The 22,976-nt window shown below is 64.1% G+C and carries 24 protein-coding genes and 1 tRNA gene; 11 read left to right on the top strand and 14 right to left on the bottom strand.

The window, feature by feature from the left end:
- Positions 1-196 precede the first annotated feature (196 nt).
- Both AC0L3A_RS31875 and AC0L3A_RS31880 read right to left on the bottom strand, forming a co-directional pair.
- A complete protein-coding gene (locus AC0L3A_RS31875) occupies positions 197-586 on the bottom strand; it encodes a YkvA family protein (RefSeq protein WP_007598747.1) in 390 nt (129 codons plus the stop codon).
- Between the two features lie 93 nt (positions 587-679).
- Positions 680-982, bottom strand: coding sequence for a 4a-hydroxytetrahydrobiopterin dehydratase (locus AC0L3A_RS31880; protein ID WP_473255853.1), 303 nt, complete (start codon positions 980-982; stop codon positions 680-682).
- Positions 983-1,135: 153 nt separating this feature from the next.
- Between AC0L3A_RS31880 and AC0L3A_RS31885 the strand changes: the two genes are divergently transcribed.
- Positions 1,136-2,581, top strand: coding sequence for a TAXI family TRAP transporter solute-binding subunit (locus AC0L3A_RS31885; RefSeq protein ID WP_219681851.1), 1,446 nt, complete (start codon positions 1,136-1,138; stop codon positions 2,579-2,581).
- Positions 2,582-2,686: 105 nt separating this feature from the next.
- Complete coding sequence (locus AC0L3A_RS31890; protein WP_473255846.1) at positions 2,687-4,228, top strand: alkaline phosphatase D family protein; 1,542 nt, start codon at positions 2,687-2,689, stop codon at positions 4,226-4,228.
- Positions 4,229-4,238: 10 nt separating this feature from the next.
- Here AC0L3A_RS31890 and AC0L3A_RS31895 read toward each other — a convergent pair whose 3' ends face one another.
- On the bottom strand, positions 4,239-4,640 hold the full coding sequence (locus tag AC0L3A_RS31895; protein ID WP_473255847.1) for a response regulator: 402 nt from the start codon (positions 4,638-4,640) through the stop codon (positions 4,239-4,241).
- Between the two features lie 156 nt (positions 4,641-4,796).
- On the opposite strand from AC0L3A_RS31895, the gene AC0L3A_RS31900 reads away from it, so the two are divergent.
- The 6 genes from AC0L3A_RS31900 (at position 4,797) to AC0L3A_RS31925 (ending at position 11,564) form a co-directional block, all read left to right on the top strand.
- Positions 4,797-5,561, top strand: a complete 765-nt coding sequence (locus AC0L3A_RS31900; protein ID WP_007598738.1) for a Crp/Fnr family transcriptional regulator — start codon at positions 4,797-4,799, stop codon at positions 5,559-5,561.
- Positions 5,562-5,642: 81 nt separating this feature from the next.
- A complete protein-coding gene (locus AC0L3A_RS31905) occupies positions 5,643-6,359 on the top strand; it encodes a prolipoprotein diacylglyceryl transferase family protein (protein WP_354201560.1) in 717 nt (238 codons plus the stop codon).
- Positions 6,340-7,770, top strand: a complete 1,431-nt coding sequence (locus tag AC0L3A_RS31910; RefSeq protein ID WP_473255848.1) for a radical SAM protein — start codon at positions 6,340-6,342, stop codon at positions 7,768-7,770. Before AC0L3A_RS31905 ends, AC0L3A_RS31910 begins: the two co-directional genes overlap by 20 nt.
- The gene (locus AC0L3A_RS31915) at positions 7,767-8,033 is read left to right on the top strand and encodes a hypothetical protein (protein ID WP_007598732.1); all 267 of its coding nucleotides are present in this window, start codon (positions 7,767-7,769) and stop codon (positions 8,031-8,033) included. Before AC0L3A_RS31910 ends, AC0L3A_RS31915 begins: the two co-directional genes overlap by 4 nt.
- Positions 8,034-8,289: 256 nt before the next feature.
- Positions 8,290-10,116 carry a translational GTPase TypA gene (gene typA / locus AC0L3A_RS31920; protein ID WP_007598731.1) on the top strand — a complete coding sequence of 609 codons (1,827 nt, stop codon included), beginning with the start codon at positions 8,290-8,292 and terminating at the stop codon, positions 10,114-10,116.
- A gap of 200 nt (positions 10,117-10,316) precedes the next feature.
- The gene (locus AC0L3A_RS31925) at positions 10,317-11,564 is read left to right on the top strand and encodes a flavin monoamine oxidase family protein (protein WP_354129459.1); all 1,248 of its coding nucleotides are present in this window, start codon (positions 10,317-10,319) and stop codon (positions 11,562-11,564) included.
- Positions 11,565-11,654: 90 nt separating this feature from the next.
- Here AC0L3A_RS31925 and AC0L3A_RS31930 read toward each other — a convergent pair whose 3' ends face one another.
- Together AC0L3A_RS31930 and AC0L3A_RS31935 are read right to left on the bottom strand one after the other, a co-directional pair.
- The gene (locus tag AC0L3A_RS31930) at positions 11,655-12,062 is read right to left on the bottom strand and encodes a thiol-disulfide oxidoreductase DCC family protein (RefSeq protein ID WP_354129458.1); all 408 of its coding nucleotides are present in this window, start codon (positions 12,060-12,062) and stop codon (positions 11,655-11,657) included.
- A gap of 31 nt (positions 12,063-12,093) precedes the next feature.
- Positions 12,094-12,984, bottom strand: a complete 891-nt coding sequence (locus AC0L3A_RS31935) for an alpha/beta hydrolase family protein (protein WP_473255849.1) — start codon at positions 12,982-12,984, stop codon at positions 12,094-12,096.
- A gap of 262 nt (positions 12,985-13,246) precedes the next feature.
- On the opposite strand from AC0L3A_RS31935, the gene AC0L3A_RS31940 reads away from it, so the two are divergent.
- Positions 13,247-13,756, top strand: coding sequence for a GNAT family N-acetyltransferase (locus tag AC0L3A_RS31940; RefSeq protein ID WP_007598725.1), 510 nt, complete (start codon positions 13,247-13,249; stop codon positions 13,754-13,756).
- A 177-nt stretch (positions 13,757-13,933) separates the two neighbouring features.
- Positions 13,934-14,470, top strand: a complete 537-nt coding sequence (gene ppa, locus AC0L3A_RS31945) for an inorganic diphosphatase (protein ID WP_211394934.1) — start codon at positions 13,934-13,936, stop codon at positions 14,468-14,470.
- A 105-nt stretch (positions 14,471-14,575) separates the two neighbouring features.
- Here the strand turns inward: ppa and folD are convergent, their stop codons facing one another.
- From folD to AC0L3A_RS31960, 3 genes are read right to left on the bottom strand one after another with little or no spacing between them, the layout of a single operon-like run.
- Positions 14,576-15,460, bottom strand: coding sequence for a bifunctional methylenetetrahydrofolate dehydrogenase/methenyltetrahydrofolate cyclohydrolase FolD (gene folD, locus AC0L3A_RS31950; RefSeq protein WP_007598723.1), 885 nt, complete (start codon positions 15,458-15,460; stop codon positions 14,576-14,578).
- 10 nt (positions 15,461-15,470) lie between these two features.
- Entirely contained in the window at positions 15,471-15,815 is a 345-nt protein-coding gene (locus tag AC0L3A_RS31955; protein ID WP_007598722.1) for a DUF167 domain-containing protein, read from the bottom strand.
- A 20-nt stretch (positions 15,816-15,835) separates the two neighbouring features.
- A complete protein-coding gene (locus AC0L3A_RS31960) occupies positions 15,836-16,126 on the bottom strand; it encodes a YggT family protein (RefSeq protein ID WP_007598721.1) in 291 nt (96 codons plus the stop codon).
- 188 nt (positions 16,127-16,314) lie between these two features.
- Here AC0L3A_RS31960 and AC0L3A_RS31965 point away from each other — a divergent pair.
- Positions 16,315-16,390, top strand: a tRNA-Ala gene (locus AC0L3A_RS31965).
- A gap of 119 nt (positions 16,391-16,509) precedes the next feature.
- On the opposite strand, the gene AC0L3A_RS31970 is transcribed toward AC0L3A_RS31965, so the two are convergent.
- The 6 genes from AC0L3A_RS31970 to AC0L3A_RS31995 all read right to left on the bottom strand — a co-directional run bounded on the left by AC0L3A_RS31970 (position 16,510) and on the right by AC0L3A_RS31995 (position 22,974).
- Entirely contained in the window at positions 16,510-17,322 is an 813-nt protein-coding gene (locus tag AC0L3A_RS31970) for an enoyl-CoA hydratase (protein ID WP_007598716.1), read from the bottom strand.
- 97 nt (positions 17,323-17,419) lie between these two features.
- A complete protein-coding gene (locus AC0L3A_RS31975; RefSeq protein WP_007598714.1) occupies positions 17,420-18,214 on the bottom strand; it encodes a glutamine amidotransferase in 795 nt (264 codons plus the stop codon).
- 127 nt (positions 18,215-18,341) lie between these two features.
- Positions 18,342-19,121, bottom strand: a complete 780-nt coding sequence (locus tag AC0L3A_RS31980) for an SDR family NAD(P)-dependent oxidoreductase (RefSeq protein ID WP_473255850.1) — start codon at positions 19,119-19,121, stop codon at positions 18,342-18,344.
- 227 nt (positions 19,122-19,348) lie between these two features.
- The gene (locus AC0L3A_RS31985; protein WP_473255851.1) at positions 19,349-19,837 is read right to left on the bottom strand and encodes a tellurite resistance TerB family protein; all 489 of its coding nucleotides are present in this window, start codon (positions 19,835-19,837) and stop codon (positions 19,349-19,351) included.
- Positions 19,838-20,146: 309 nt separating this feature from the next.
- Positions 20,147-21,556 carry an adenylate/guanylate cyclase domain-containing protein gene (locus AC0L3A_RS31990; protein ID WP_247474935.1) on the bottom strand — a complete coding sequence of 470 codons (1,410 nt, stop codon included), beginning with the start codon at positions 21,554-21,556 and terminating at the stop codon, positions 20,147-20,149.
- Between the two features lie 50 nt (positions 21,557-21,606).
- The gene (locus tag AC0L3A_RS31995) at positions 21,607-22,974 is read right to left on the bottom strand and encodes a cytochrome P450 (protein ID WP_354201553.1); all 1,368 of its coding nucleotides are present in this window, start codon (positions 22,972-22,974) and stop codon (positions 21,607-21,609) included.
- Positions 22,975-22,976: the final 2 nt, after the last annotated feature.

Consider the following 22,976-nt stretch of genomic DNA (forward strand, 5'->3'; position numbering starts at 1 on the left):
ACGCCGGGGGGGGGCCGGCCCACCGGCCGCCCCCCCCGACCAAAACCCCCCCCCCCCCCCCCACCCCCCCCGCCCCCCCCCCGCGGGGGGGGCCCATGACAGCATTCCGAGACGGTTATGGTTCAATCGGAAGGCGGCCGCGGCGTACTGGATTCCCCGCCTTCGCGGGGAATGACAGCGGAGTATGCGGCGACAGCTACTGCGCGGCTTCCACGTCCACCTCATCCACCCCGCGCTTCAGCGCGGCGCGGGCGGCTTCGCGATGCTCGTTCGTGATGTGGCTGGCGACCATGCGGATCGCAGTGGCGAGCACGGCGGCGTCATCGGTGAAGCCGAGGATCGGCATCACGTCGGGGACGAAATCGAACGGCAGGATGAAATAAGCGATCGCCCCGAGCAGCGACGCCTGGACATGGCGCGGCGTCTGCCGGTCGAAGGCGCAGTAATAGGCGGCGAGCAGATCCTCCGCGAACGGCAGCTGCGCGGCGACACGCTTCAGCTTGCGCCAGAAGCGGCGCCGCACGCTCTCACGATCTTCCGCGAGCCGGTCGGCCGGCTCGAAACCGACGCTGTGTTCGGCAGCCATGTTCGGACAAACTCCCCGTTCCAGCCTGGGGTGGCAGATCGCCGCATCCCGTGCTGATCACAAGATGGGGACGCGCCCGGGCCCTGCAAGACGTCAGCCTGGTGTCAGCTTGGCGATGGCATTCATCGCCTTGGCGAGCGCGATGTCGAGCGCCGTGACGCCGCCGGCGTCATGGGTCGACAGCACCACCTCCACCGTCTTGTAGACATTGCGCCATTCGGGGTGGTGGTCCATCTTCTCGGCGACCAGCGCCGCGCGGGTCATGAAGCCGAACGCCTCGTTGAAATCCTTGAAGACAAAGGTTTTCCCGATCGCCTCGCGTCCCTGAACCTCGGTCCAATCAGATAGTCCATCCAGCGCCTGCCTGCGCGCCTCCGCCGAGAGCCGTTCTGCCATCATCGCCTCCGTCCTTCAGGGGAACTTTACCCTAACACCGCACCGACGCCCCGGGTTCATACGGGATTAGACCCCATCCGCTAACCATGACGGAGATGTAACCCTGCCGGACAAGAAATTTGCTACACTTGCGGGCGTAAATCGCCGGCCAAGATGAAACTGAGCCTCAAGCGACTGTTCGGGAGATCGATGACCGGGGGATTGGACCTGGCCGAAGCGCCCACCCCGCCCTCGCCGCGATCATCGGCGCGGAAGACGGCGCTCGTGACTCTCGCGCTGGTGCTCGCGATCGTTGGCGCGCTCGCCGGCGGCTACTATTTTGCCATGCGGCCGGTGACGCTGAAGATCGCGGTCGGCCCCGCCAATAGCGATGACGTCAAGGTCGTGCAGGCACTGACCCAGGCCTTCGCGCAGCACAAGAGTTCTGTGCGGCTGCGCCCGATCCAGACCGACGGCGCCACCGCTAGCGCCAATCTGCTCGCGGAAGGCAAGGCCGACCTCGCCATCGTGCGCGGCGACGTCGACGTACCGAAGAACGCGCAAGCGGTTGCGACCCTGCGCAAGAACGTCGTGGTGCTGTGGTCCGTGTCCGGCAAGGGCAAGAAGAAGGGTCCGAAGATCACCAAGATCGCGCAGCTCGCCGGACATCGGGTCGGCGTGGTCGGCCGCACCCAGGCCAACGTCAATTTGCTCAAAGTGATCCTGCAGCAATACGGCGTCGATCCCGCCAAGGTCGAGATCGTGCAATACCCGGCAAGCGAAGCCGTCGAGGCGATCAAGGCCCAGAGGGCTGATGCCTATCTCGCGGCCGGTCCCGTCAACAGCAAGATCACGTCCGAGGCGATCGCCGCCTCCACCAAGGATTTCGGCACGCCAACCTTTCTCGCGATCGATTCCGCGGATGCGATCGCGCAAAATCATCCGGTCTATGAAGCGGCCGAAATTCCCGCGGGCACTTACGGCGGCTCGCCCGATCGCCCCGACGACGAGGTCAAGACCATCAGCTTCTCGCACCACATCGTGGCGCGCAAAACTGTGTCCGAAACCACCATCGCGGCGTTCACGCGCCAGCTGTTCTCCGTGCGCCAGCAATTGGTGACGGAATTCCCGCTGGCGGCGAAGATCGAAACGCCCGACACCGACAAGGATGCGGTGATTCCCGTGCATCCCGGCGCCGCCGCTTTCGTCGACGGCGAGGAAAAGACCTTCCTCGACAGATACAGCGATTACATCTGGTGGACCCTGATGGCGCTCTCGGCCATGGGCTCGATCGGCGCCTGGTTTGCAGGCTATCTGAAGAAGGACGAGCGCGACAACAACAGCCATCTGCGCGAGCGGCTGCTCGACATGATCACCGCCGCTCGAAAGAGCGAAACGACCGAAGATCTCGATCAGATGCAGACCGAGGCCGACGAGATCCTGCGCGACACGCTGCGCTGCTACGACCACGGCGCGATCGAGGAAGGCGCGCTCACCGCCTTCAACATTGCGCTCGACCAGTTCCATGCGGCGGTTGCCGACCGCAAGGCGGTGCTGTTCAGCCTGCCACAGAACCTGCAGCGCACCGGCGCGCAATTCCGGGCCGCGGGCAACGCGTAAGCGCTTGCACCCGTTATCGCTGCGTCACATTGTCTCAATATAGCGTCGGGCTTCACCGTGGCGGCCGCCCTGGACGGCCGCCTCACGCGATATCGAGACCGTCCCATGAACATCAAATTCTCCCGCCGCAATTTCCTGACGACCAGTGCCGGCGCGCTCGGCGCGGTCGCAATGCCCCATCTCTCTCGCGCGGCCGACCGGCCGGCGGTGACCCATGGCGTGCAGTCGGGCGACGTCACCGTCGACGGCGGGGTGGTCTGGGCGCGTACCGACCGGCCCGCACAGATGCTGGTCGACGTGGCGACGACGGAGTCGTTCAGGGATGCCCGCGCACTGCCGCCGATCGCGGCGCTGCCCGAGAGCGACTTCACCGCAAAGATGCTGATCGAAAACCTGCCGGGCGGACAGGACATTTTCTATCGCGTCCGCTTCCGCGATCTTTCGCACACCGCGGTGGAGGGCGAGCCGGTGACCGGCCGCTTCCGCACCGCGCCCGCCGACCGCCGTGACGTCAGCTTCGTCTGGGGCGGCGACGTCGCAGGACAAGGCTGGGGCATCAACCCCGACGACGGCGGCATGTTCACCTTCTCGGCGATGCGCAAGCACCGTCCGGATTTCTTCCTGCACTCCGGTGACACCATCTATGCCGACGGCCCTATCCAGTCCGAGGTGAAGCTCGCCGACGGCAAGATTTGGAAGAACGTCACGATTCCCGAGAAGGCCAAGGTCGCCGAGACGCTGGACGAGTACCGCGCCGCGCACAAATACAATTTCACCGACGACAATCTTCGCGCCTTCAATGCCGAAGTGCCGATCTTCGTGCAGTGGGACGACCATGAGGTGACCAACAACTGGTCGCTGTCGAAGGAGCTGCCCGCGACCTACAAGGAGCGCGACATCGCGCTGCTTGCGGCCCGCGCAGGCCGTGCCTTCCACGAGATGTATCCGATGCGCGAAAGCATCGTCGAGCCCGGCCGGGTCTATCGGCAGATCTCCTATGGTCCCCATCTCGACGTGTTCGTGCTCGACGAGCGTAGCTATCGCGGCCCGAATGGCCCCGACCTCGAAACCGCTTACGACCCGGCCAGCTATTTCCTCGGCCCGGACCAGACCGCCTGGCTCAAGCGCGGCCTGTTGAATTCGCGCGCGACCTGGAAAGTGATCGCCTCCGACATGCCGCTCAGCCTCGTCGTGTCGGACACGCCGAAGGGTGGATCGGAAGCCATTGCGCAGGGCGACGGCCCAGTGCGCGGCCGCGAGTTCGAGATCGCCGACATCCTGCGCTTCATCAAGATGGCGCCGGTCAGCAACACCGTGTGGCTGACGGCGGACGTGCATTACGCCGCCGCGCATTATTACGATCCGAATAAGGCGCAATTCCAGGATTTCGAGCCGTTCTGGGAGTTCGTGTCGGGCCCGCTTCACGCGGGCACATTCGGTCCGAACGCGCTCGACAATACGTTTGGGCCGGAGGTGCGTTTCGTCAAGGCGCCGGGGAAAGACAACCAGAACCTGCCGCCGTCCGCCGGGATGCAGTTCTTCGGACACGTCAAGATCGACGGCGCTTCCGGCCAGATGACGGTGACCTTGCGCGACCGCGCCGACGTCGCGCTGTGGTCGACCACGCTCGATCCGAAGCAGGCCTGACGCCGTATCGCTAGTCCGCCGCGCGGACCTGGAGCGCCGCCTCCAGCGCGTCGCTCGAACACGGCTTCTGCAGACGCGGCTGGCTGGCGAATTCCGGCGGGATGCGCGCGTCAGCGCCGTAGCCGGTAACGAAGACGAACGGAATTTTCAGCGCCGCGAGCCGTTCGGCCACCGCAAAGCTGTTCTCGCGACTCAATCCGACGTCGAGCAAGGCGAATCCGGGGACGCGCGCCGCGATCGCGGCCAGCGCCTGCGCCACTGAACCTACCGTGCGCACGCTCTTCACGCCAAATCCGAGCAGGCGATCCTCGAAGTCGATCGCGATGATCGGATCGTCCTCGACGATGAGAACATCGGCAGGACAATTTGAACTATCGGAAACGGCGGGTGCCATCATCGTAACTTGGAGCATGAGGTTTCTCTGACTGGGATACCGGTCACGACGCCTGCACCCAGCGCGGAGGGTTCCCGGAACGAAACCCACCACATTACAGTTATTAGGTCTGTCCACTTGTGCACACAGGACCTCGACGGAACTCGCTAAGGTGGAGGCGGATGGGAGTTTGAGATGGACGCGCGGACCAGCAACGCCACCGAGATCGACAGCCGGCCGACCAACAATCTGCTGCGGCGCTTGAGCCCGGCCGACTTCGCCCTGCTTGCGCCACATGTCATGCTCGAAAGCGCAGCGGCGAATGAATTGCTCTACAACCCCGGCGATGACGTCCAGGTCGTCCACTTTCCCTGCGGACCATCGCTTGCGACCTTCCTCGTTCCCAATGAGGACGGCCGCGACGTCGAGACCATCCTGGTCGGCCGCGAAGGCGCGGTGGGCGGCATCGTCAGCGAAGGATTTTTACCGGCCTACACCCGGATCTGCGTGAAATTCGGCGGGCCGTTTGCGCGCATTCACGTCGGCAAGCTGGAGGCCGCCAAGCAGCGCTCGCCCTCGTTGCGCCATGTCTTCGCTCGCTACGCCGACTGCATGCTGGCGCAGATTTTCCAGTCCACCGCCTGCAACGCCATTCACTCGATCGAGCAGCGCACCGCCAAATGGATGCTGGCGGCGATGGAGCGGACCGGCGATGAGAGCAGCGTGCCTCTGACGCACGAACAGCTCGCGACGCTGCTCGGCGTCGGCCGCAGCTATGCCAGCCGCGTGCTCCAGTCGTTCAAGGCGGAAGGCGTGCTCGACACGCGGCGCGGATCGATCCTGGTCCGCAACCGCGAGGGCCTGCGCCTGCGCGCCTGCATGTGCAACGAGGCCGTGAAGTTGCACTTCGAAGAGGTGCTGCGCGGGGTCTATCCGACCGAAGAGCGGCAAGCCGGCTAGCCACCTGCCTCGCTCCTCTTCGGGGATAAGAAGCGGCCGCACTATCCCGCCGGGCGGGAACCTGGGCTAATGTCCCCCCGCATGAGCGGGGCTTTCCTTCACACTCTCTTCGACATCGCAGCATGGCTGGCTGCGGCCGTGGCGCTGTACTGGCTGTCGCGACAGGGCTTGCTGTTTCCGGCGCAATCCTTCGAGCGGTCCTACCTCGCCGCTTTGGTGTTCGGTGCGGGCCTCGGCGCCTATCTGTTCGGCTCCGCCAATCTGTGGCTGTCGGGCCAGAGCGGCATTGCGCGCTCGGTCGAGGGCGCGCTCGCCGGGGGCATCGCGGCGATCGAGCTCTACAAATGGTCCGCAGGGATCACGGTGCGAACCGGCGCCCGTTTTGCGCTGCCGCTGGCCCTCGGCATCGCGATCGGCCGGCTCGGCTGCTATTTCGCGGGCCTTGAGGATTTCACCTACGGCACGCCGGCGGCATGGCCCTGGGGCCATGATTTCGGCGACGGCATCCTTCGGCATCCCGTGCAGCTGTACGAAAGCGCCGCGATGGGCGTATTCGCGCTGCTCTACGTGGTGGCGGTCTTGAACCGGAGCGCGTTTGTGATCACCAATGGTTTCTACCTCGTCCTCGTCTACTATGGCGCACAGCGCTTCCTGTGGGAATTCCTCAAGCCCTACGGCACGCTGATCGGCCCCTTCACGCTGTTTCACGTGCTGTCGCTGTCCATCCTGCTCTACGCTGTCGTCATGCTGGCGACGGCGCCCAAAGCGAGACCCATGCATGAACGCGCCGTTGCGTAAGTCGCGCCCCTATATCTTCTGGGGCCAGACTCAATCTCTCTGCGAGACCTGCCTGAAGCTGGTGCCGGCCAAGATCCAGATCCTCGACAACGAGGTCTGGTACGAGAAGCGCTGCAAGGAGCATGGCGTCCAGTCCACGCTGGTCTCGACGGACGCAGCCTATTGGCGCCTGTGCAAGGATTTCATCAAGCCCGGCGACCGGCCGCTAGCCTTTCAACGGCATACCGAATTCGGCTGCCCCTACGATTGCGGCCTATGTCCCGACCACGAGCAGCATTCCTGCCTGGCCCTGATCGAGATCACCGAGCATTGCAATCTGACCTGCCCGGTGTGCTTTGCCGATTCCTCGCCGGCGCGGACCAGCTTCACGCCGCTGGCCAAGATCGAGCGAATGCTGGATGCGCTGGTCGCGAGCGAGGGCGAGCCTGATTTGGTGCAGATCTCCGGCGGCGAGCCGACGCTGCATCCGGATTTCTTCGCGATCCTCGATGCGGTGCGCGCCCGCCCGATCCGCCATGTCATGATCAACACCAACGGCCTGCGTATCGCCCGCGAAAAGGATTTCGTGGCGCGGCTCGCCGAGAACAAGCGCGGGCTCGAGGTCTATCTCCAGTTCGACTCGCTCGAACGCGACGCGCTGATCAATCTGCGCGGCGCCGATTTGCGCAAGATCCGTCAGCAGGCGCTGGAAAATCTCGAGCATTACGGCGTATCGACCACGCTGGTGGCGACCATCAAGCGCGGCGTCAACGATGCCGAGATCGGCGACATCGTTCGCCATGCGCTGACCTGGAAGTGCGTGCGCGGCGTCACGCTGCAGCCGGTGCAGGATGCCGGCCGCAACGAGAATTTCGACAAGAACACCGACCGCATCATGCTGTCGGAGATCCGCAAGCGCGTGGTCGAAACCGGCGTGTTCGGCGACAAGGACATGATCCCGCTGCCCTGCAACCCCGAAAGCATCTCGATCGGGTACGGCCTGCGCAACGGCGACAAAGTGCTGCCGCTGACCTCGCTGATCCCGCAGGAGCAACTCGTCGCATTGTTGCCCAATACGATAAGCCCGGAGAAGCATCCGGCGCTGAGGGAGAAATTCATCGATCTGTTTTCGCTGTCCTCGGGACCGCTGAACACCAGCGAGCGCGTCTGCGAATTGTTGTGCTGCCTGCCGAGCTTCGAGGTACCGCAGGGCATCACGTACGAGAACGTATTCCGCGTCACCATCGTGCAGTTTCTCGACCGCTTCAATTTCTGCGTCGGCAACGTCAAGCGCAGCTGCATCCATTTCGTCACCGAGAACGGCGCGATCATCCCGTTCGACACCTACAATCTGTTCTACCGGAACGGAAAGATCGACGGCATCCGCGCCGAACTGGCAGCGCAGTCAACCGAAGGAGCCCTGCAGGCATGAGCATCAGCGACACGCCGCCAGCCCCCCCGGGACCGCCTCCTGCCCCGCCGAACAAGCGCAGCGGCTGCCTGACCGCGCTCATGGCGATCTTCGGGATCATCCTGCTGCTGCCCGGCGCCTGTGCACTCCTGTTCGGCGGAATCTCGATATCCGACAGAGGCCGGATCGATTCCGACGTCGCGCCCCTGGTGTTCCTGGGCCTGGTCGTGGGGCTCGGCGGGGTCGCCCTGATCTGGGCCGCCATCAAGGGCCGGCGCGGCTGAGCCCGGCTTTTCGCGTAACCCCCGGGAATCCCCGGATAAAATTCAATCAACCAACGGCCAAAGAACACATTGTTTTTTGGCCGTTTTTGCCTATATTGCGCCGCAACGCGTAGGGTGCCCGGTCGATATGCCGGGCTTTCCCTTTTGGGCGGAAAGCGCCCCGTTTCCAGTCTTCAAGCGTTGTTTCGAGAAGAGGTCCCGGTCTGACCGGCGAGATCGCGCTTAACCCATTGTCCGACCGCAAAGAAGCTCACTCATGAACCTTCGCAACATCGCCATCATCGCCCACGTCGACCACGGCAAGACGACTCTGGTCGACCGCCTCCTCCAGCAATCCGGCACCTATCGCGAGAACCAGAAGGTGACCGAGCGCGCCATGGACTCCAACGATCTGGAGCGCGAGCGCGGCATCACCATCCTGGCCAAGGCGGCCTCGGTGCAGTGGAAGGACACCCGCATCAACATCGTCGACACCCCCGGCCACGCCGATTTCGGCGGCGAGGTCGAGCGCATTCTCAACATGGTGGACGGCGCGCTGGTGCTGGTCGACGCCGCCGAGGGCCCGCTGCCGCAGACCAAATTCGTGGTCTCCAAGGCGCTCAAGGTCGGTTTGAAGCCGATCGTCGTGATCAACAAGGTTGACCGTCCCGACGCGCGGGCGACCGAAGTCATCAACGAGGTGTTCGACCTGTTCGCGGCGCTCGACGCCAGCGAGGAGCAGCTCGACTTCCCGATCCTCTACGGGTCGGCCAAGCAAGGCTGGATGGCCGAGAGCCCGGATGGGTCGCACGAAGCCGGCATGCAGCCGCTGTTCGACCTGATCGTGCGTCATGTCGCGCCGCCGACCGTCGAGGAAGGCCCGTTCCGCATGATCGGCACCATTCTGGAGGCCAACCCCTATCTCGGCCGCATCATCACCGGCCGTATCTCCTCAGGCTCGATCAAGCCGAACCAGGCCGTGAAAGTGCTGGGCGCCGACGGCAAGACCATCGAGACCGGCCGCATCACCAAGATCCTCGCCTTCCGCGGCATTGAGCGCACTCCTCTCGACGAAGCCGAGGCAGGCGACATCGTCGCGATCGCCGGCCTGACCAAGGGCACAGTCGCCGATACCTTCTGCGATCCGTCGGTCGACACCCCGCTGGTGGCGCAGCCGATCGATCCGCCGACCGTCTCGATGTCCTTCATCGTCAACAACTCGCCGCTCGCGGGCACCGAAGGCGACAAGGTGACCAGCCGCATGATCCGCGACCGCCTGCTGCGCGAGTCCGAAGGAAACGTCGCGCTGCGGGTCGTCGAAGCCTCCGACAAGGACGCGATGGAAGTCTCGGGCCGTGGTGAATTGCAGCTCGCGATCCTGATCGAGACCATGCGCCGCGAGGGCTTCGAGCTTTCGGTGTCGCGTCCGCGCGTCGTGCTGCAGAAAGACGAGGCCACCGGCGCCACGCTGGAGCCGATCGAGGAAGTCGTCATCGACGTCGACGAGGAGCATTCCGGCGTCGTCGTGCAGAAGATGAGCGAGCGCAAGTCCGAGCTGATCGAGATGAAGCCGTCCGGCGGCAACCGCCTGCGGCTGGTGTTCTACGCGCCGACGCGCGGCCTGATCGGCTACCAGGGCGAACTGCTCACCGATACCCGCGGCACCGCGATCATGAACCGTTTGTTCCATGGCTACGCGCCGTACAAGGGCGAGATCCAGGGCCGCCGCAATGGCGTGCTGATCTCCAACGACCAGGGCGAAGCGGTGGCTTACGCCATGTTCAAGCTGGAAGATCGCGGCCCGATGATGATCGAGCCGGGCTGGAAGGTCTACAAGGGCATGATCGTCGGCGAGCATACCCGCGACAACGACCTCGAGATCAACGTGCTCAAGGGCAAGCAGCTCACCAACATCCGAACCACGTCGAAGGATGAAGCGGTGCGCCTGACCCCGCCGATCCGCATGACCCTGGAAAAGGCGCTGGCCTATATCGAGGACGACGAGTTGGTCGAGATCACGCCGAAGTCGATCCGCCTGCGTAAGCGGCACCTCGACCCGAACGAGCGCAAGCGCGCGGAAAAATCCAAGGAAGCGGTGGCTTAAGCTACCGCCCTCGTGCCCCGGACGCAGCGCAGCACGCAGTGATGCGCTGCTGAGCCGGGGCCCAGTTACTCTCACAACCTCCACATCACCTTGGGTCCCGGCTCTGCGGAGCGGCGTTACACGCCGCACCGCGTCCGGGACACGTGAGCTGTGTGTCCGCCCGGCTTCAGCACTCTTTGCGAACGTGCTAGAGCCCGCCCATGAGCTCCCTTCCCTCCTCCGTTGACGTCGCGATCATCGGTGCGGGCGCCGCCGGCCTCGGCGCGGCGCATGCGCTGGCAGGCTCCGGCCTCTCCGTGATCGTGCTCGAGGCGCGCGACCGGCTTGGTGGCCGAGCCTGGACGGTGCAGGCCTCGCCCGAGGTGACCTTCGACGTCGGCTGCGGCTGGCTGCATTCGGCGGACCAGAACTCCTTTGCCGCGATCGCAAATCAGCTCGGTTTCGAGGTCAACAAGGACCTGCCGCCGTGGCGCGAGCGCGCCTATGGCAACGCGTTTCCGCAGAGCCAGCGCGACGAGTTCATGCGCGCGATGGACGCATTCTACGAGCGGCTCTGGCAGGCCGCGCAGAAAGGCAAGGACGAGCCGGCCAGCCTGAGCCTGGAGCCTGGCAATCGCTGGAATCCCATGATCGACGCGATCTCGACTTATATCAACGGCTGCGAACTGAAGGACATGTCCACACTGGACTGGGACGCCTATGAGGACAGCGACCTCAATTGGCGCGTCCGCCGCGGCTACGGCGCTCTGATCGCGGCCTATGGCGCGCCCTGCCCGGTGGCGCTGAACTGCAACGTCACGGTGATCGATCATTCCGGCCAACGCATCCGCGTCGAAACCTCCCGGGGCACGCTGATCGCCGACAAGGTGATCGTCACCGTGCCGACCAATCTCATCGCCAATGAGGCCATCCGGTTCTCGCCACCTTCCCCCGCCAAGGTCGATGCCGCAGCCGGCCTGCCGCTCGGGGTCGACGACAAGGTGACGCTGGCGCTCGACGATGCCGAGGCCTTCCCGAAGGAAGGCAATTTGCGCGGCGCCACAATGCGCACCGACATGGGCACCTATCATATCCGCCCATTCGGCCAGCCCTGCATCGAAGGCTTTTTCGGCGGCAGCTTTGCACGCGGACTGGAAGACGCCGGCGAAGGCGCGATTGCCGCGCAGGGCATCGACGAGATCGCAGGCCTTCTCGGCAACGATATCAGGCGAAAGCTGAAGCCGCTCTACGAGTCGCGCTGGGCCCACGACCCCTTCGCGAGAGGCTCCTACTCGCACGCGCTGCCGGGCCACGCCGGTGACCGCGCCGTGCTGGCGGCACCTGTGGATGGGCGGCTGTTCTTTGCAGGAGAAGCGACGTCGCCGAATTTTTTCTCGACGGCGCACGGGGCAAGGGACAGCGGCGAACGGGCGGCACAGGAAGCGCTAGGAGTTCTGGGCAAACCGTAACCACACACTCGTATCGCGAGCGCAGCGAAGCAATCCAGAATCTTTCCGCAGCGGCAGCCTGGATCGCTTCGCTGCGCTCGCAATGACGAATTACTCGATCACCCGCGCCCGCAAATCGGCATCCGGTACGAAGCACGAATCATACTTGCCAAAGATGCGGTAGCGGTTGCGCGCGACGAGATTGTAGAGCGGGTCCCGTAGCGGCTTGGGCACGGCGAACAACGCGCGCACCCAACCCCAGCCGGGGAGCTGCGACAGCACCGTCAGCGCGGCGTCCGACTTCATGAACACCTCGCCGCCGTGAACCACGGCGTTGGTGTCGGGATCAGCGGGATCGATGCCGAACGTGCGCGCGAGCCGGGCGCCATAGTCAGACTGGATCGGCGTGAAGCGAAATCGCTTCGCCGTGTCACGTTTGGCGACGAAGCGGACCCAGCGCGAGCAGAAAATGCAGACCCCATCGAACAGGATGACGTCATCGTCAGGCCATTTGGGCATCAGCGATTATCCAATATCAGGAAATGCAGCGTCATGGCTTTTTGCCAGCCGCCGGCTTCAGAGCGCGATCGAGTTCGGCACTCGCGGATTTGACGCCGGCCTCGCTCTCGATCATCCAGTGCCCTTCGCTGCCCACGCCCGGCAGCGCACGGAACTCGACCTTGCCGCCGCTGCGCCGAAACGCGTCGACCAACGCAAGCGAAAATGACGGTGCAAAGTAGCTGTCATTGACGGCAACGAGCCACGTGACGGGGATGCGCGCGGCCTTGCCGAATTCCGCCGCCGCCGCGAGAAGCGTATGCGGCGCGCAGATCCGGTTCGGCTCGTCATTGGCATGGCCACCGCGGCCCGGCGCAAGGGCGATGATGGCGGAGATCGCCTTCGGATCGGCATTCGCGAGCGCCAGCGCGCCCCAACCGCCGGCGGAATGGCCGATCACGATCGCAGCGTCCTTGCGGATAAAATCCTGCTTTCGCACATCGTCCAGCGCGAGCGCGATTTCGTCGGCCGTTAAACGGCCCGAGCGCACATAGTCCGCCTCGTCGCAGCCACCCTGGTCCTCGATATAGCGCCCGCCCGTTGTGCCATGGCCGAGCCGTTCCGGCACCAGCACGGCGAAGCCGCGCGCGATGAGGAATGCAGCGAGTGCGCGGTATTCCGGCTGGGGCATTTGCGCACGCCGCAAGGCGTTTTGCGTCGATGCGTGCGCGATCACCGCAAGCCGGAACGGGCCGGCACCCGGCGGGCGAAACAGCAGGGCATGGGCGGCGATGTCGGTATCCGGCGATGGCACGCGCCATTGCTGCCGGCGAAACGGATCGCCCTCCGCTCCGGACGAACCAAAAGTGACCTGAGCGCACACAGGCGACGCAGTCAGCAAGGCCAACAAAGGCAGAAGCACGAAGATATTGAGGAGCCGCATGAATTGCCGGAGGCGAGAACTGCGACGGTCACACTAGTAGGAACGAATCAATATCGGCAGACTTTCTGCGTTGCCATTGCCGTCCATTCGTTGCCGCAAAGCGGTTTTGCACCGGCGCAGAGCACCCCGGTGCCATTCGAATCGGCGTCTTGTCTTTTTTCGGTACAACATGGTTCAAATACTGATGCAGAAAGTCCACACGTTAACCGATAATTAACGATAGGTCTTGCCGCCGGCGCGGCGACTTGGTTTGATCACGTCCATGAGCACAACCCTGATCGAGGTCCGGCCGGCCAAAGCCGCAGATGCAACTGCGGTGGCGTCCACCCATGACGAAGCCTGGCGCTCCGCCTATCAGGGCATCATTCCCGGCGCCGAACTGGAGAAGCTGATCAACCGCCGCGGTCCGCAATGGTGGGACAGTGCGATCCGCAAGGGCAGCCGCGTCAGCGTGCTGGTGTTCGGCGACAAGATCGCAGGCTACGCCAATTACGGCCGCAACCGCGCCCGCAGCCTGCATTTCGACGGCGAGGTCTACGAGCTCTATCTGCGTCCCGAATTCCAGGGCCTGGGCTTTGGCCGCCGGCTGTTCACCGCGGCCCGCCGCGACCTGATGCAGAGCGGCCTGAAGAGCATGGTGGTGTGGGCGCTCTCGGACAACGATCCGGCCACCGAGTTCTACCGTGCCCTGGGCGGCCGCATGGTGGCGCGCTCCTCGGAGCGTTTCGGGCCGAAGTCGCTCGACAAGGTTGCCTTCGCTTGGACCAATTGAGCTGCTGAAGTCCGCTCGGCAGCGTTTCCCTTCCGTCGATACCGTTGCCGTTTGAGCCGGTGATCGCTGGATTCATTATTTCACAAAAACGCGATGGATCAGCGGGCCAAGCCCGCGTATGACAGCGCCAAAATCGCTGCCGGGTGCGATTTAACCTTGGCAACAACGGAGCCTTGAATGCGTATCGATGCGGTCTCGATCGGGAAAAACGTACCCCACGACGTCAACGTCATCATCGAAGTCCCCGTGGGCGGCGAACCGATCAAATACGAGATGGACAAGGAAGCCGGCACGCTGGTGGTCGATCGTTTCCTCTACACCCCGATGCGTTACCCCGGTAACTACGGCTTCATCCCGCACACGCTGTCCGATGACGGCGATCCCTGCGACGTCCTCATCATCAACACCCGCGCCATCATCCCCGGCGCGGTCATGAGCGTGCGTCCGGTCGGCGTGCTGTTCATGGAAGACGAGGCCGGCGGCGACGAGAAGATTTTGGCGGTGCCCTCGTCCAAGCTCACCCAGCGCTATGACAAGGTGAAGTCGTATTCCGACCTGCCGGATATCACGCTCCAGCAGATCCAGCACTTCTTCGAACACTACAAGGATCTCGAACCCGGCAAGTGGGTGAAGATCCTGCGCTGGGGCGGCCCGGAGGATGCGCACAAGCTGATCCTCGAAGGCATCGATCGCGAGAAGAAGAAGAACGGGTAAAGCTACCGCGTCGAGCGATGGTGTGCTCCCTCGCCCCGTTCTTACGGGGAGAGGGATCGCTTCGTAATCGACCTCTCCCCGCAAGCGGGGCGAGGTGAAGAAAACCTACACCGCCGGCTTCGGCAGCCCTGCGATCGCGCAGGCCGCGCGCAACGTGTTCACGAGCAGGCACGCGACCGTCATCTGACCGACGCCGCCCGGCACCGGCGTGATGGCGCCAGCCACGGCGAGCGCTTCCTGATAGGCAACATCGCCAACGAGACGCGTTTTGCCGTCGTCCTTCGGGATCCGGTTGATGCCGACGTCGATCACGGTCGCCCCCGGCTTCAGCCAGTCGCCGCGCACCATCTCTGACTTTCCGACCGCGGCGTAGACGAGGTCTGCGCGCCTCACGAGCCCGGGCAGGTCACGCGACCGCGAATGCGCGATGGTCACCGTGGCGTTCTCGTTCAGCAACAGCTGCACCAGCGGGCGGCCGACGAGGTTGGAGCGGCCGATGACGATGGCGTTCATGCCTTCGAGCGAGGCATGCACGCTCTTGGTCAAAATGATGCAGCCGAGCGGCGTGCAGGGCGACAGCGCCTCGAAGCCGCCTGCGAGGCGGCCGGCATTGTTCGGATGCAGCCCATCGACATCCTTAGCGGGATCAATGGCATTGACGACGGCCTCGGTGTTGAGGCCTTTGGGCAGCGGCAATTGCACCAGAATACCGTGCACGGCGGGATCGCGGTTAAGTTTTGCGACGAGCGCCAGGAGATCTGCTTGCGAGACGTCGGCCGGCAGCTTGTGCTCGAACGAGGCCATACCGGCGGCCTGGGTCTGGGTGTGTTTCGAGCGCACATAGACCTCGCTGGCCGGGTCGCTTCCGACCAGAACGACCGCAAGGCCCGGTACCAGATTGTGCTCGCGCTTGACGCGTGCGACCTCGTCGGCGACGCGGGCGCGAAGTTCCGCGGCGATGACTTTTCCGTCGATGATCTTGGCGGTCATGTCAGTTCCCTCAGTCCGTCGATTTGGCTGATGCGAGCAGGCGCAGCGCTTCGCCGAGCCGCGCCGGATCGCCGTCGACCGCGATCTGCTTCAGCCGCGAGGTCGCTCCCGACAGGAGTTTGACGCTGGCCTTCGGCACGCCCAGCGATTTCGCCAGCAGCACCAGAACGGCCTTATTGGCCTCGCCGCCATCCGCGATAGCGCGCACACGCACCTTGAGCACGCTGCGGCCATCGGAGAGCTGCTCGATCCCGTCGATATCGTCGCGGCCGCCGCGCGGCGTCACCCGCAGCGCGATGCTGATACCTGCGGCCCCGTAACGCCAAGGTTCCTTGATGACAAGGTTCTTTGGCAACCCAGGGCGCTCCAGCCTGCTTAGATCACGTTCGGGTAGATGTAATACAGGATCACCCGCTCGATGAACATGATGAGCAGGATCAGGATGATCGGCGAGATGTCGAGGCCGCCGAGGCTGGGCAGGAAATTGCGAATCGGCGCCAGGACCGGCTCCGTGATCCGGTACAGGAACTCCGCCACTGCCGACACGAACTGGTTGCGGGTGTTCACGACGTTGAAGGCGATCAGCCAGGACAGGATCGCGGACGCGATCAGCAGCCAGACGTAGAGGTCGAGCACGATGATGACGATGTCGAGAACGGCACGCATGGCTTTTAAAAACTCTGGCTTCGGTCGGGATTGACGTCTTTTGCTAGATATCGGTTCCCCCCGGTCCAAACAAGGGAAGTCGGTGCCGGGATGGCTAAAACCGGGTTACAGCCGTCCTTGACTTGACCTTGGCGGGGACTTAAATGGCGCCCGGTTGTCGGCCGCATTGACCAGAGCGGCCTACAAAAGGGGCCATAGCTCAGCTGGGAGAGCGCGTCGTTCGCAATGACGAGGTCGGCGGTTCGATCCCGCCTGGCTCCACCAGCCTTCGCTCGCTTCGCGAGCTACGGCTCGGCAAGCCCGGACAGTCCCTCGTAGCGAAACGAGCGAAGGCTGCCGCGGCGTAGCCCGCAGGGCGAAGACGGACTGCCGACGAATCCCTCCTACTTCCCCGTAAACCTCGGCGGCCGCTTCTCCATGAAGCTCGCGACTCCCTCCCGGAAATCGCTGCCGTTCAGCGCTACCATCATGTCCCGATTGGCTTCGATCGTCGCCTCCGCCAGCGTCTGGAACGGCACCTCGTAGAGCTGCCGCTTGATCACGGCCATCGCGCTCGGCGAGACGAAATCGGCGAGGTCGCGCGCATAGGCGTAAGTCTCCTCGCGCAGCTTCTCGGGCGAGCAGAGCCGGTTCACCAGCCCGATCCGCAGCGCCTCGTCACTCGAAACACGGCGTGCCGAGAGCAACAGATCCATCGCATTGGCGTGGCCGACGATTCGCGGCAGCATCCAGCTGATGCCGTGCTCGGCGATCAGGCCGCGCCGCGCGAAGGCGGTGGTGAACACGGTGTTGTCGGCGGCAAAGCGCAGGTCGCAATAGAGCGCGTGGACGAGGCCGATGCCGGCGGTTGCGCCGTTGAGCATGGCGATGACAGGCTTTCCGATCGACGGGTAGAAGCCATAGCGCGTCTGCCAGTCGGGCCGCCGGTTCATGTCGAAGGGCGGCAGGTTCGACGCGCGCCTGACATCATCGGGGTCGAGCCCCTTCAGCGCGTCCATGTCGGCACCGGCGCAGAAAGCGCGGCCCGCGCCGGTGATGACGATGACGCGGACGTTGTCATCGGCGCTCGATGCTTCCATCGCATGGCGCACGTCGCGCTCCATGATGGGCGTCCACGCATTCATGCGGTCGGGACGGTTGAGCGTGATGGTCGCGACCTTGTCGCTGACCTCATAGAGAATGTGTTCGTAGCCCATGGCGCTCTCCCTTTGTTTGCCGGCGCAGTTTCGCGCGCGCACGTTGACAACGAGCCTACCATACAAGGGGATGAGAAGAGCTTGTGCTAAGGCGCGATCACTCGGCCGCCTGCGCCAGCAACGGCCGGCGCGTCAGCCAGCCGTCGACGAAATGATCGAGCCAGGCGCGTTCCGCGGCATCGTAGATCGCACGGTCCGCGAAATGATGATGCCGCTGTCGCGCGCCGGGCGCGCTGAGACCGTCATAGCCCCGGGTGGTCCAGCGATGCATCATCGCGTAGGTCACGTCGGGATGGAACTGCACGCCGAAAGCGTTGCCGGTGCGGAATGCCTGCACCGGAAAATCATCGCCTTCGGCAAGCAGTTCAGCGCCAACCGGCAACTCGAAGCCTTCGCGATGCCAATGATAGACCCGCGCCGGCCAATTCGGGCAGAGCCCGTGTCCCGCTGCTGTCGGGCGAATCGGATAGTAGCCAATCTGGGTCAGCGCGTCGGCATGCGGCGCGACGCGGGCCCCCAACTGCTTCGCCAGCATCTGCGCGCCGAGGCAGATGCCGAGGAACGGCCGCTGTTCGCGGAGCGGAATTTCGATCCAGTCGATCTCGCGGCGGATGTAGTCGTCGGGATCGTTCGCGCTCATGGGACCGCCGAAGACCACAGCGCCGGCATGCTGGTCGAGGGTCTCGGGCAGCGGATCGCCGAACCGGGGACGGCGGATGTCAAGACGATGGCCGAGCGCGCGCAGCGCATTACCGACGCGGCCAGGCGTCGAGGATTCCTGATGCAGGATGATCAGAACCGGCAACCGGGTTTCGGAGGCGGCGACGTCCGGCGTCCTTCTGGGGAAGGGCACCACTTCTGCGCCACCAAACCTGTTCGTCCGGAACGACATGGTCTCTGCGAGTGCTATCGGTTCAGACCGCCAGCATAACTAAGCGATCGTTAATTTCGTGTGAGTTTGCGCACACACACGCCTGATAGAAAGCAAGCTCCGGGCCATTGCGGACCGAGAGCTCTCTCTAGTGCCTTTGCCTCTGAAATCGGCTGGTGGCGGACAGGATGAAGCCGCGCGGGAAGAAGCGCAGCGCGAATGGCACGATCTTGATGCCCAGACCGGGGAGCACTGCCCGCTTGTTGGCCATCAGGCCGCGATAGGCCTGCCGTGCGACCTCGGCGGCAGGAACATTGAGAAGGGCCGTATCATGTCCGGAGCCAACGCGGGCGCGGGCCTGGAATTCGGTGGGCACCGGGCCCGGGCAAAGGACGGTGACGCGAACGCCGCGCGGTGCAAGCTCCGCCCGCAAGGCCTCGGTGAAGGAAATGACATAAGCCTTGGACGCGTAATAGACGGCCATGCCGGGGCCGGGCAGAAAGCCGGCGACCGACCCGACGTTGAGAAGACCGCCCTTGTTCCTGATCAGCTGATCGGCAAAGCGCAGCGACAGATCCGTCAGAGCCCGGACATTGACGTCCACGATGCCGACCTGCTCGACGCGGTCGCGCTCAACTGCGTCACCGAATACGCCAAAGCCGGCATTGTTGACGAGATTGTCGAGCTCGACGCCTTCGGCAGCGAGTGCGGCGGCGATCTTCTCGCCGGCATCCGCGTCCTGGAGATCGCAGGCGATCACGATCGGCTTCTTGCCGCCGTTGGCGGCGAGCTCGTTCGCGAGCGCCTCGAGCCGGTCCGCGCGTCGCGCCGTCAGCGCAAGACGGTGTCCGTTCGCGGCGAACACACGCGCCAGCTCCGTGCCGATGCCCGCCGAGGCACCGGTGATCAACGTTACCCGCTCAGTCACGATCGAGATCTCTTGAATTGAAGTTTTTGGCCCCGGAATGCTGGAACGAGAGCATAGGCCGAGCGCGACAGGCAAGCGGCGCCGCCGCATAGCCACTTGAGCGGGAAACGGGGGAAGCAGGCAAACCACGGATTTACAGGAGAAATCCGGAACCCGGACAGCCCGAGGCTACATTAAAGTTTCGTCATGTGACCTGCACAACCGTCAATTGGCGGTGTTGGCACGGATCACCCACCGACCGCGTCGTCCTTGACCTGGCCGCCGGCACGATCTGCGACCGCGTGCTTCAGGTCGATCCGGTCGCGTTGCGAAATCCCGAGCAGGTCGGAAGCGCGCCAGACCACATTATCCTCGAACTCGGTAACCTGGCCGTCGGCGTAGACCAGCTCCCACATCATCTGGACGACGCGCTTGCGGCCCTCTTCGTCGAGCGAGCGCATCATGATGCTGGTGAAGTGATAGAGGTCGACCGCCTCGCCCTCGACCTCCGTCGCATCCGCGATCAGGCGATCCGCGGTGCCGCGATCGAGCCCGAAGTGGCTTTCGATCAGACTGTGCAACTTGCGCTGCTCGGCAGCAGTCGGCTGGCCGTCCAGCGAGATCACGTGAACGAGCAGCGCGGTCGCCGCCAGCCGGTAATCACTGTCACCGAATGCGCGCTCCTGGGCATGGGGAGCAACAATGTCGGCGATGAATTGGCGCAGGCCGTCGAGCATAAGGTCCTACCGAAATCGATGAAGCCGCGGAGCGCGACTGCTACCAGCATTATATGAGCAGGAAACCCAACCGGCGCAACGTGCGTCAGTTCCGCGCGCCGCATTACGTTTCGGCAATCTGGGAGCGTTGGTTTCTGGAGGGCGGCTAAATCGTCTCTCCGACGTCGTCCTGGCGAAGGGCCAGGACCCATTACCCCAGGGTGTAGTTTGGCGAAGACTGGTTGTGGTCCGGTACGCCGACCATCCGCAATCGATAGATTCCGCGGTATGGGTCCTGGCCTTCGCCAGGACGATGTGGGGGGCAACACCTCACGGTATCTCGTACACCACCATCTTGTCGGCGATGCCGCGCAGGGCGGCCTGCTTCTGGATCGGCCTGATTTCGCGCTGCTTGAGGACTTCGGCGACTGCCGGTGCATCGAGCACCGGGCCGGTGATGTGGATCTCCTGCGCGGTCGAGAGGCTCTGCACGCGGGCGGCGATGTTGACGGTCTGGCCGAAATAATCCTGCCGCTCGTTCAGCATCACCGCGAGGCACGGACCCTCGTGGATGCCGATCTTGACGATGAGATCGGCGGTGCCGCGCTTTTTGTTGAGCTCGTCCATCGCCGCGCGCATCCGCAAACCCGCCGCGATCGCATGCTCGGGACGGACGAAGGTCGCCATCACGGCGTCGCCAATGGTCTTCACCACCGCGCCTTTCTCCGACGAGATGATCTCGAGCAGTGCATGGAAATGCGCGCGCACGAGGTCGAAGGCGGCGAGATCGCCGACGCGCTCATAGAGTGCGGTCGATCCCTTCAGATCGGTGAACAGGAAGGTCAGCGAGGTGATCTGGAGCCGCTGGTCGAGACTGAGATTGTCCGCCTTGAACACGTCGCGAAACGTCTGGTTCGACAGCATCCGCTTGGCGGTCAGGAACGGCTTGCGCTTGCCGATGAGGTGATGGAGTGCCTCGGCCGCGATGAAGACCGACGGCAGCACGCGTACGCCGGCCTGGTTCTCCAGCGACAGCCGCAGCGGGCCCGGCCGCATGGTCGTGGTTCCCGTCGGCGCCTGCACCCTGTTGTACATGATGGCGAGCTGCTGACGGTCCTTGGTCGGCTCGCCCTGCACGTCGATGAAATGGGCCGCGTGAGTCACCGGTTCGAAGATGATGATGAAATCGTTCGGCAGTTGCAGCGACATGGTCGCCTTCTCGCCGGCCGGCAGCTCCATCGTATCCAGCGTCACCTCGTTGGCGAGCGTCGCGAACGATTCCTTGTTGAAGTCGACGCCGGAACTCCAGAACACCTGCTTGAAGTACTCCCACACCGGAAGCGTATCAGGATCATGCGCCGCAATGCGCCGGACACGTGAATTGACGGTGAAGGAGACTTCGACCTGATCATCGACGGAGGCCTTGTAGCCGCAGGCGCACAGCGCACAATGATAATCATCGGGCTTGAGCGCCTTCAGGGTCGAGTGCGCACCCAACACGCCGCCGCAGCCCGGGCACAGCACATTCCAACCCAGATCGAACAGGCCGAGCCGCGCCGAATGCAGGAATGCCGAGATCGCGTGCTCTTCATCGAGACCGTGCTGCTTCGCGAAATCGAGGACATTGACGCGGTTGAGCTCGTGATCTTCGCCGTCCTCGATGAGGCGCGCGATCGCGTCGACCACTTTCGCATCGGCGGTCTGCTTCAGAACGGAAAACTGGGCCTGGATATCGCTCATGGCGCAACTCTATCTGGTGTGGATCACGCCGTCCGCCAGGCGAACGCCTGTCACCGACGCGTGATGCGGAACAGCGGCGAACGGTCCGGCTGGGTCGTGACGACGCCGAGCGGAATGACAGGGCTGGTATCGGCAAGCTCGACACGGAACGCACCGATCAGCCGGGCCAGCGCCAGCACGGATTCGGCTTGCGCGAATGGTGCGCCGATGCAGACGCGCGGACCCGCGCCAAAGGGCAGATAGGCAAACCGATCGGGTGCTTCCGTCGACATGAAGCGTTTTGGAATGAACGCGTTCGGCTGATCCCACAGCTTCTCGTGCCGGTGCAGCAGCCACGGCGCGATCATGATGATGTCGCCCTTGCCGATGGCGACGCCGGCCGCGTTGTCCTTCTCGCGCGCGGCCCGGGCGATCAGGAAGGCCGGCGGATAAAGCCGCATGGTCTCCTCGATCGCGGCGCGGGTGAACTTCTGGCGATCGATATCGACCATGCTGTCGAGGTGCTCGCCGCGGGTCTCGGAGGCGACCTCCTCCTGCGTATCGGGATCGAGGGCGAGCAGATAGAGCGCCCAGAACAGCGCGGTCGCCGTGGTCTCGTGACCCGCGAGGATCATGGTTGCGACTTCGTCGACGAGTTGCTCGTCCGAAAAGCCTTTGCCGGTTTCGGGGTCCCGCGCCTCGTCCATGAGATCGAAAAGATCGCGCGGCGGCGCGCCCGCTTTCTTGCCCATCTCCCGCCGCTCGGCGATCAGCATCGCGACGAATTCAGTCCAGCGCTTGCGGAAACGGGCGCGGGCAAAATCCATGGGGCTCGGCCAGGACAGCGGCAGCACCATGTCGAGCAAGTACGGCCGCCCGAGTCGGGCTCCATACTCCATGACGAAGTTGCGCAAGGTCGGACCATGCCGGTCCATGCCGAACGAGAACATGGTGCGTCCGGCGATCTCCAGCGTCATGCGCTGCATGATCTCGCGCAGATCGATCGGCTCGCTCGTTCGCCCGTCCAGCTTCGCGATGGTCTCGTCGAGCACCGCCGTCATGTGCGGAACGAGATTTGCCGTCGCACGCGGCGTGAACGCCGGCGCGAGAGTGCGGCGCTGAAACGTCCACGAATGGCCCTCCGCAATCAGAAGACCGTCGCCGAGCACGGGACGAAGCATGCGGATGCCCGCCGGGGTACGCGAATAATTCTCGTAATTGCTGAGCAGGACATGCCGGATCGCATCCGGCTGGTTCAGGATGAAACTGTTGCGGAAGAAGAAGCGGCCCTCGATGACGTCTTCCTCGTAGGCGCGCTGGCCCCAGGTCGCGATCATGTTCCGCTTGATCACGGCTAGCCGGCCGAGGAACGACATGTCGTCGGGCGCACGCGGCGGGGTCGGAGGGACGATGGGCCGACGCACGCTGGCGATGTTCATGG

This window comes from Bradyrhizobium sp. MI1.3 (assembly GCF_055811695.1).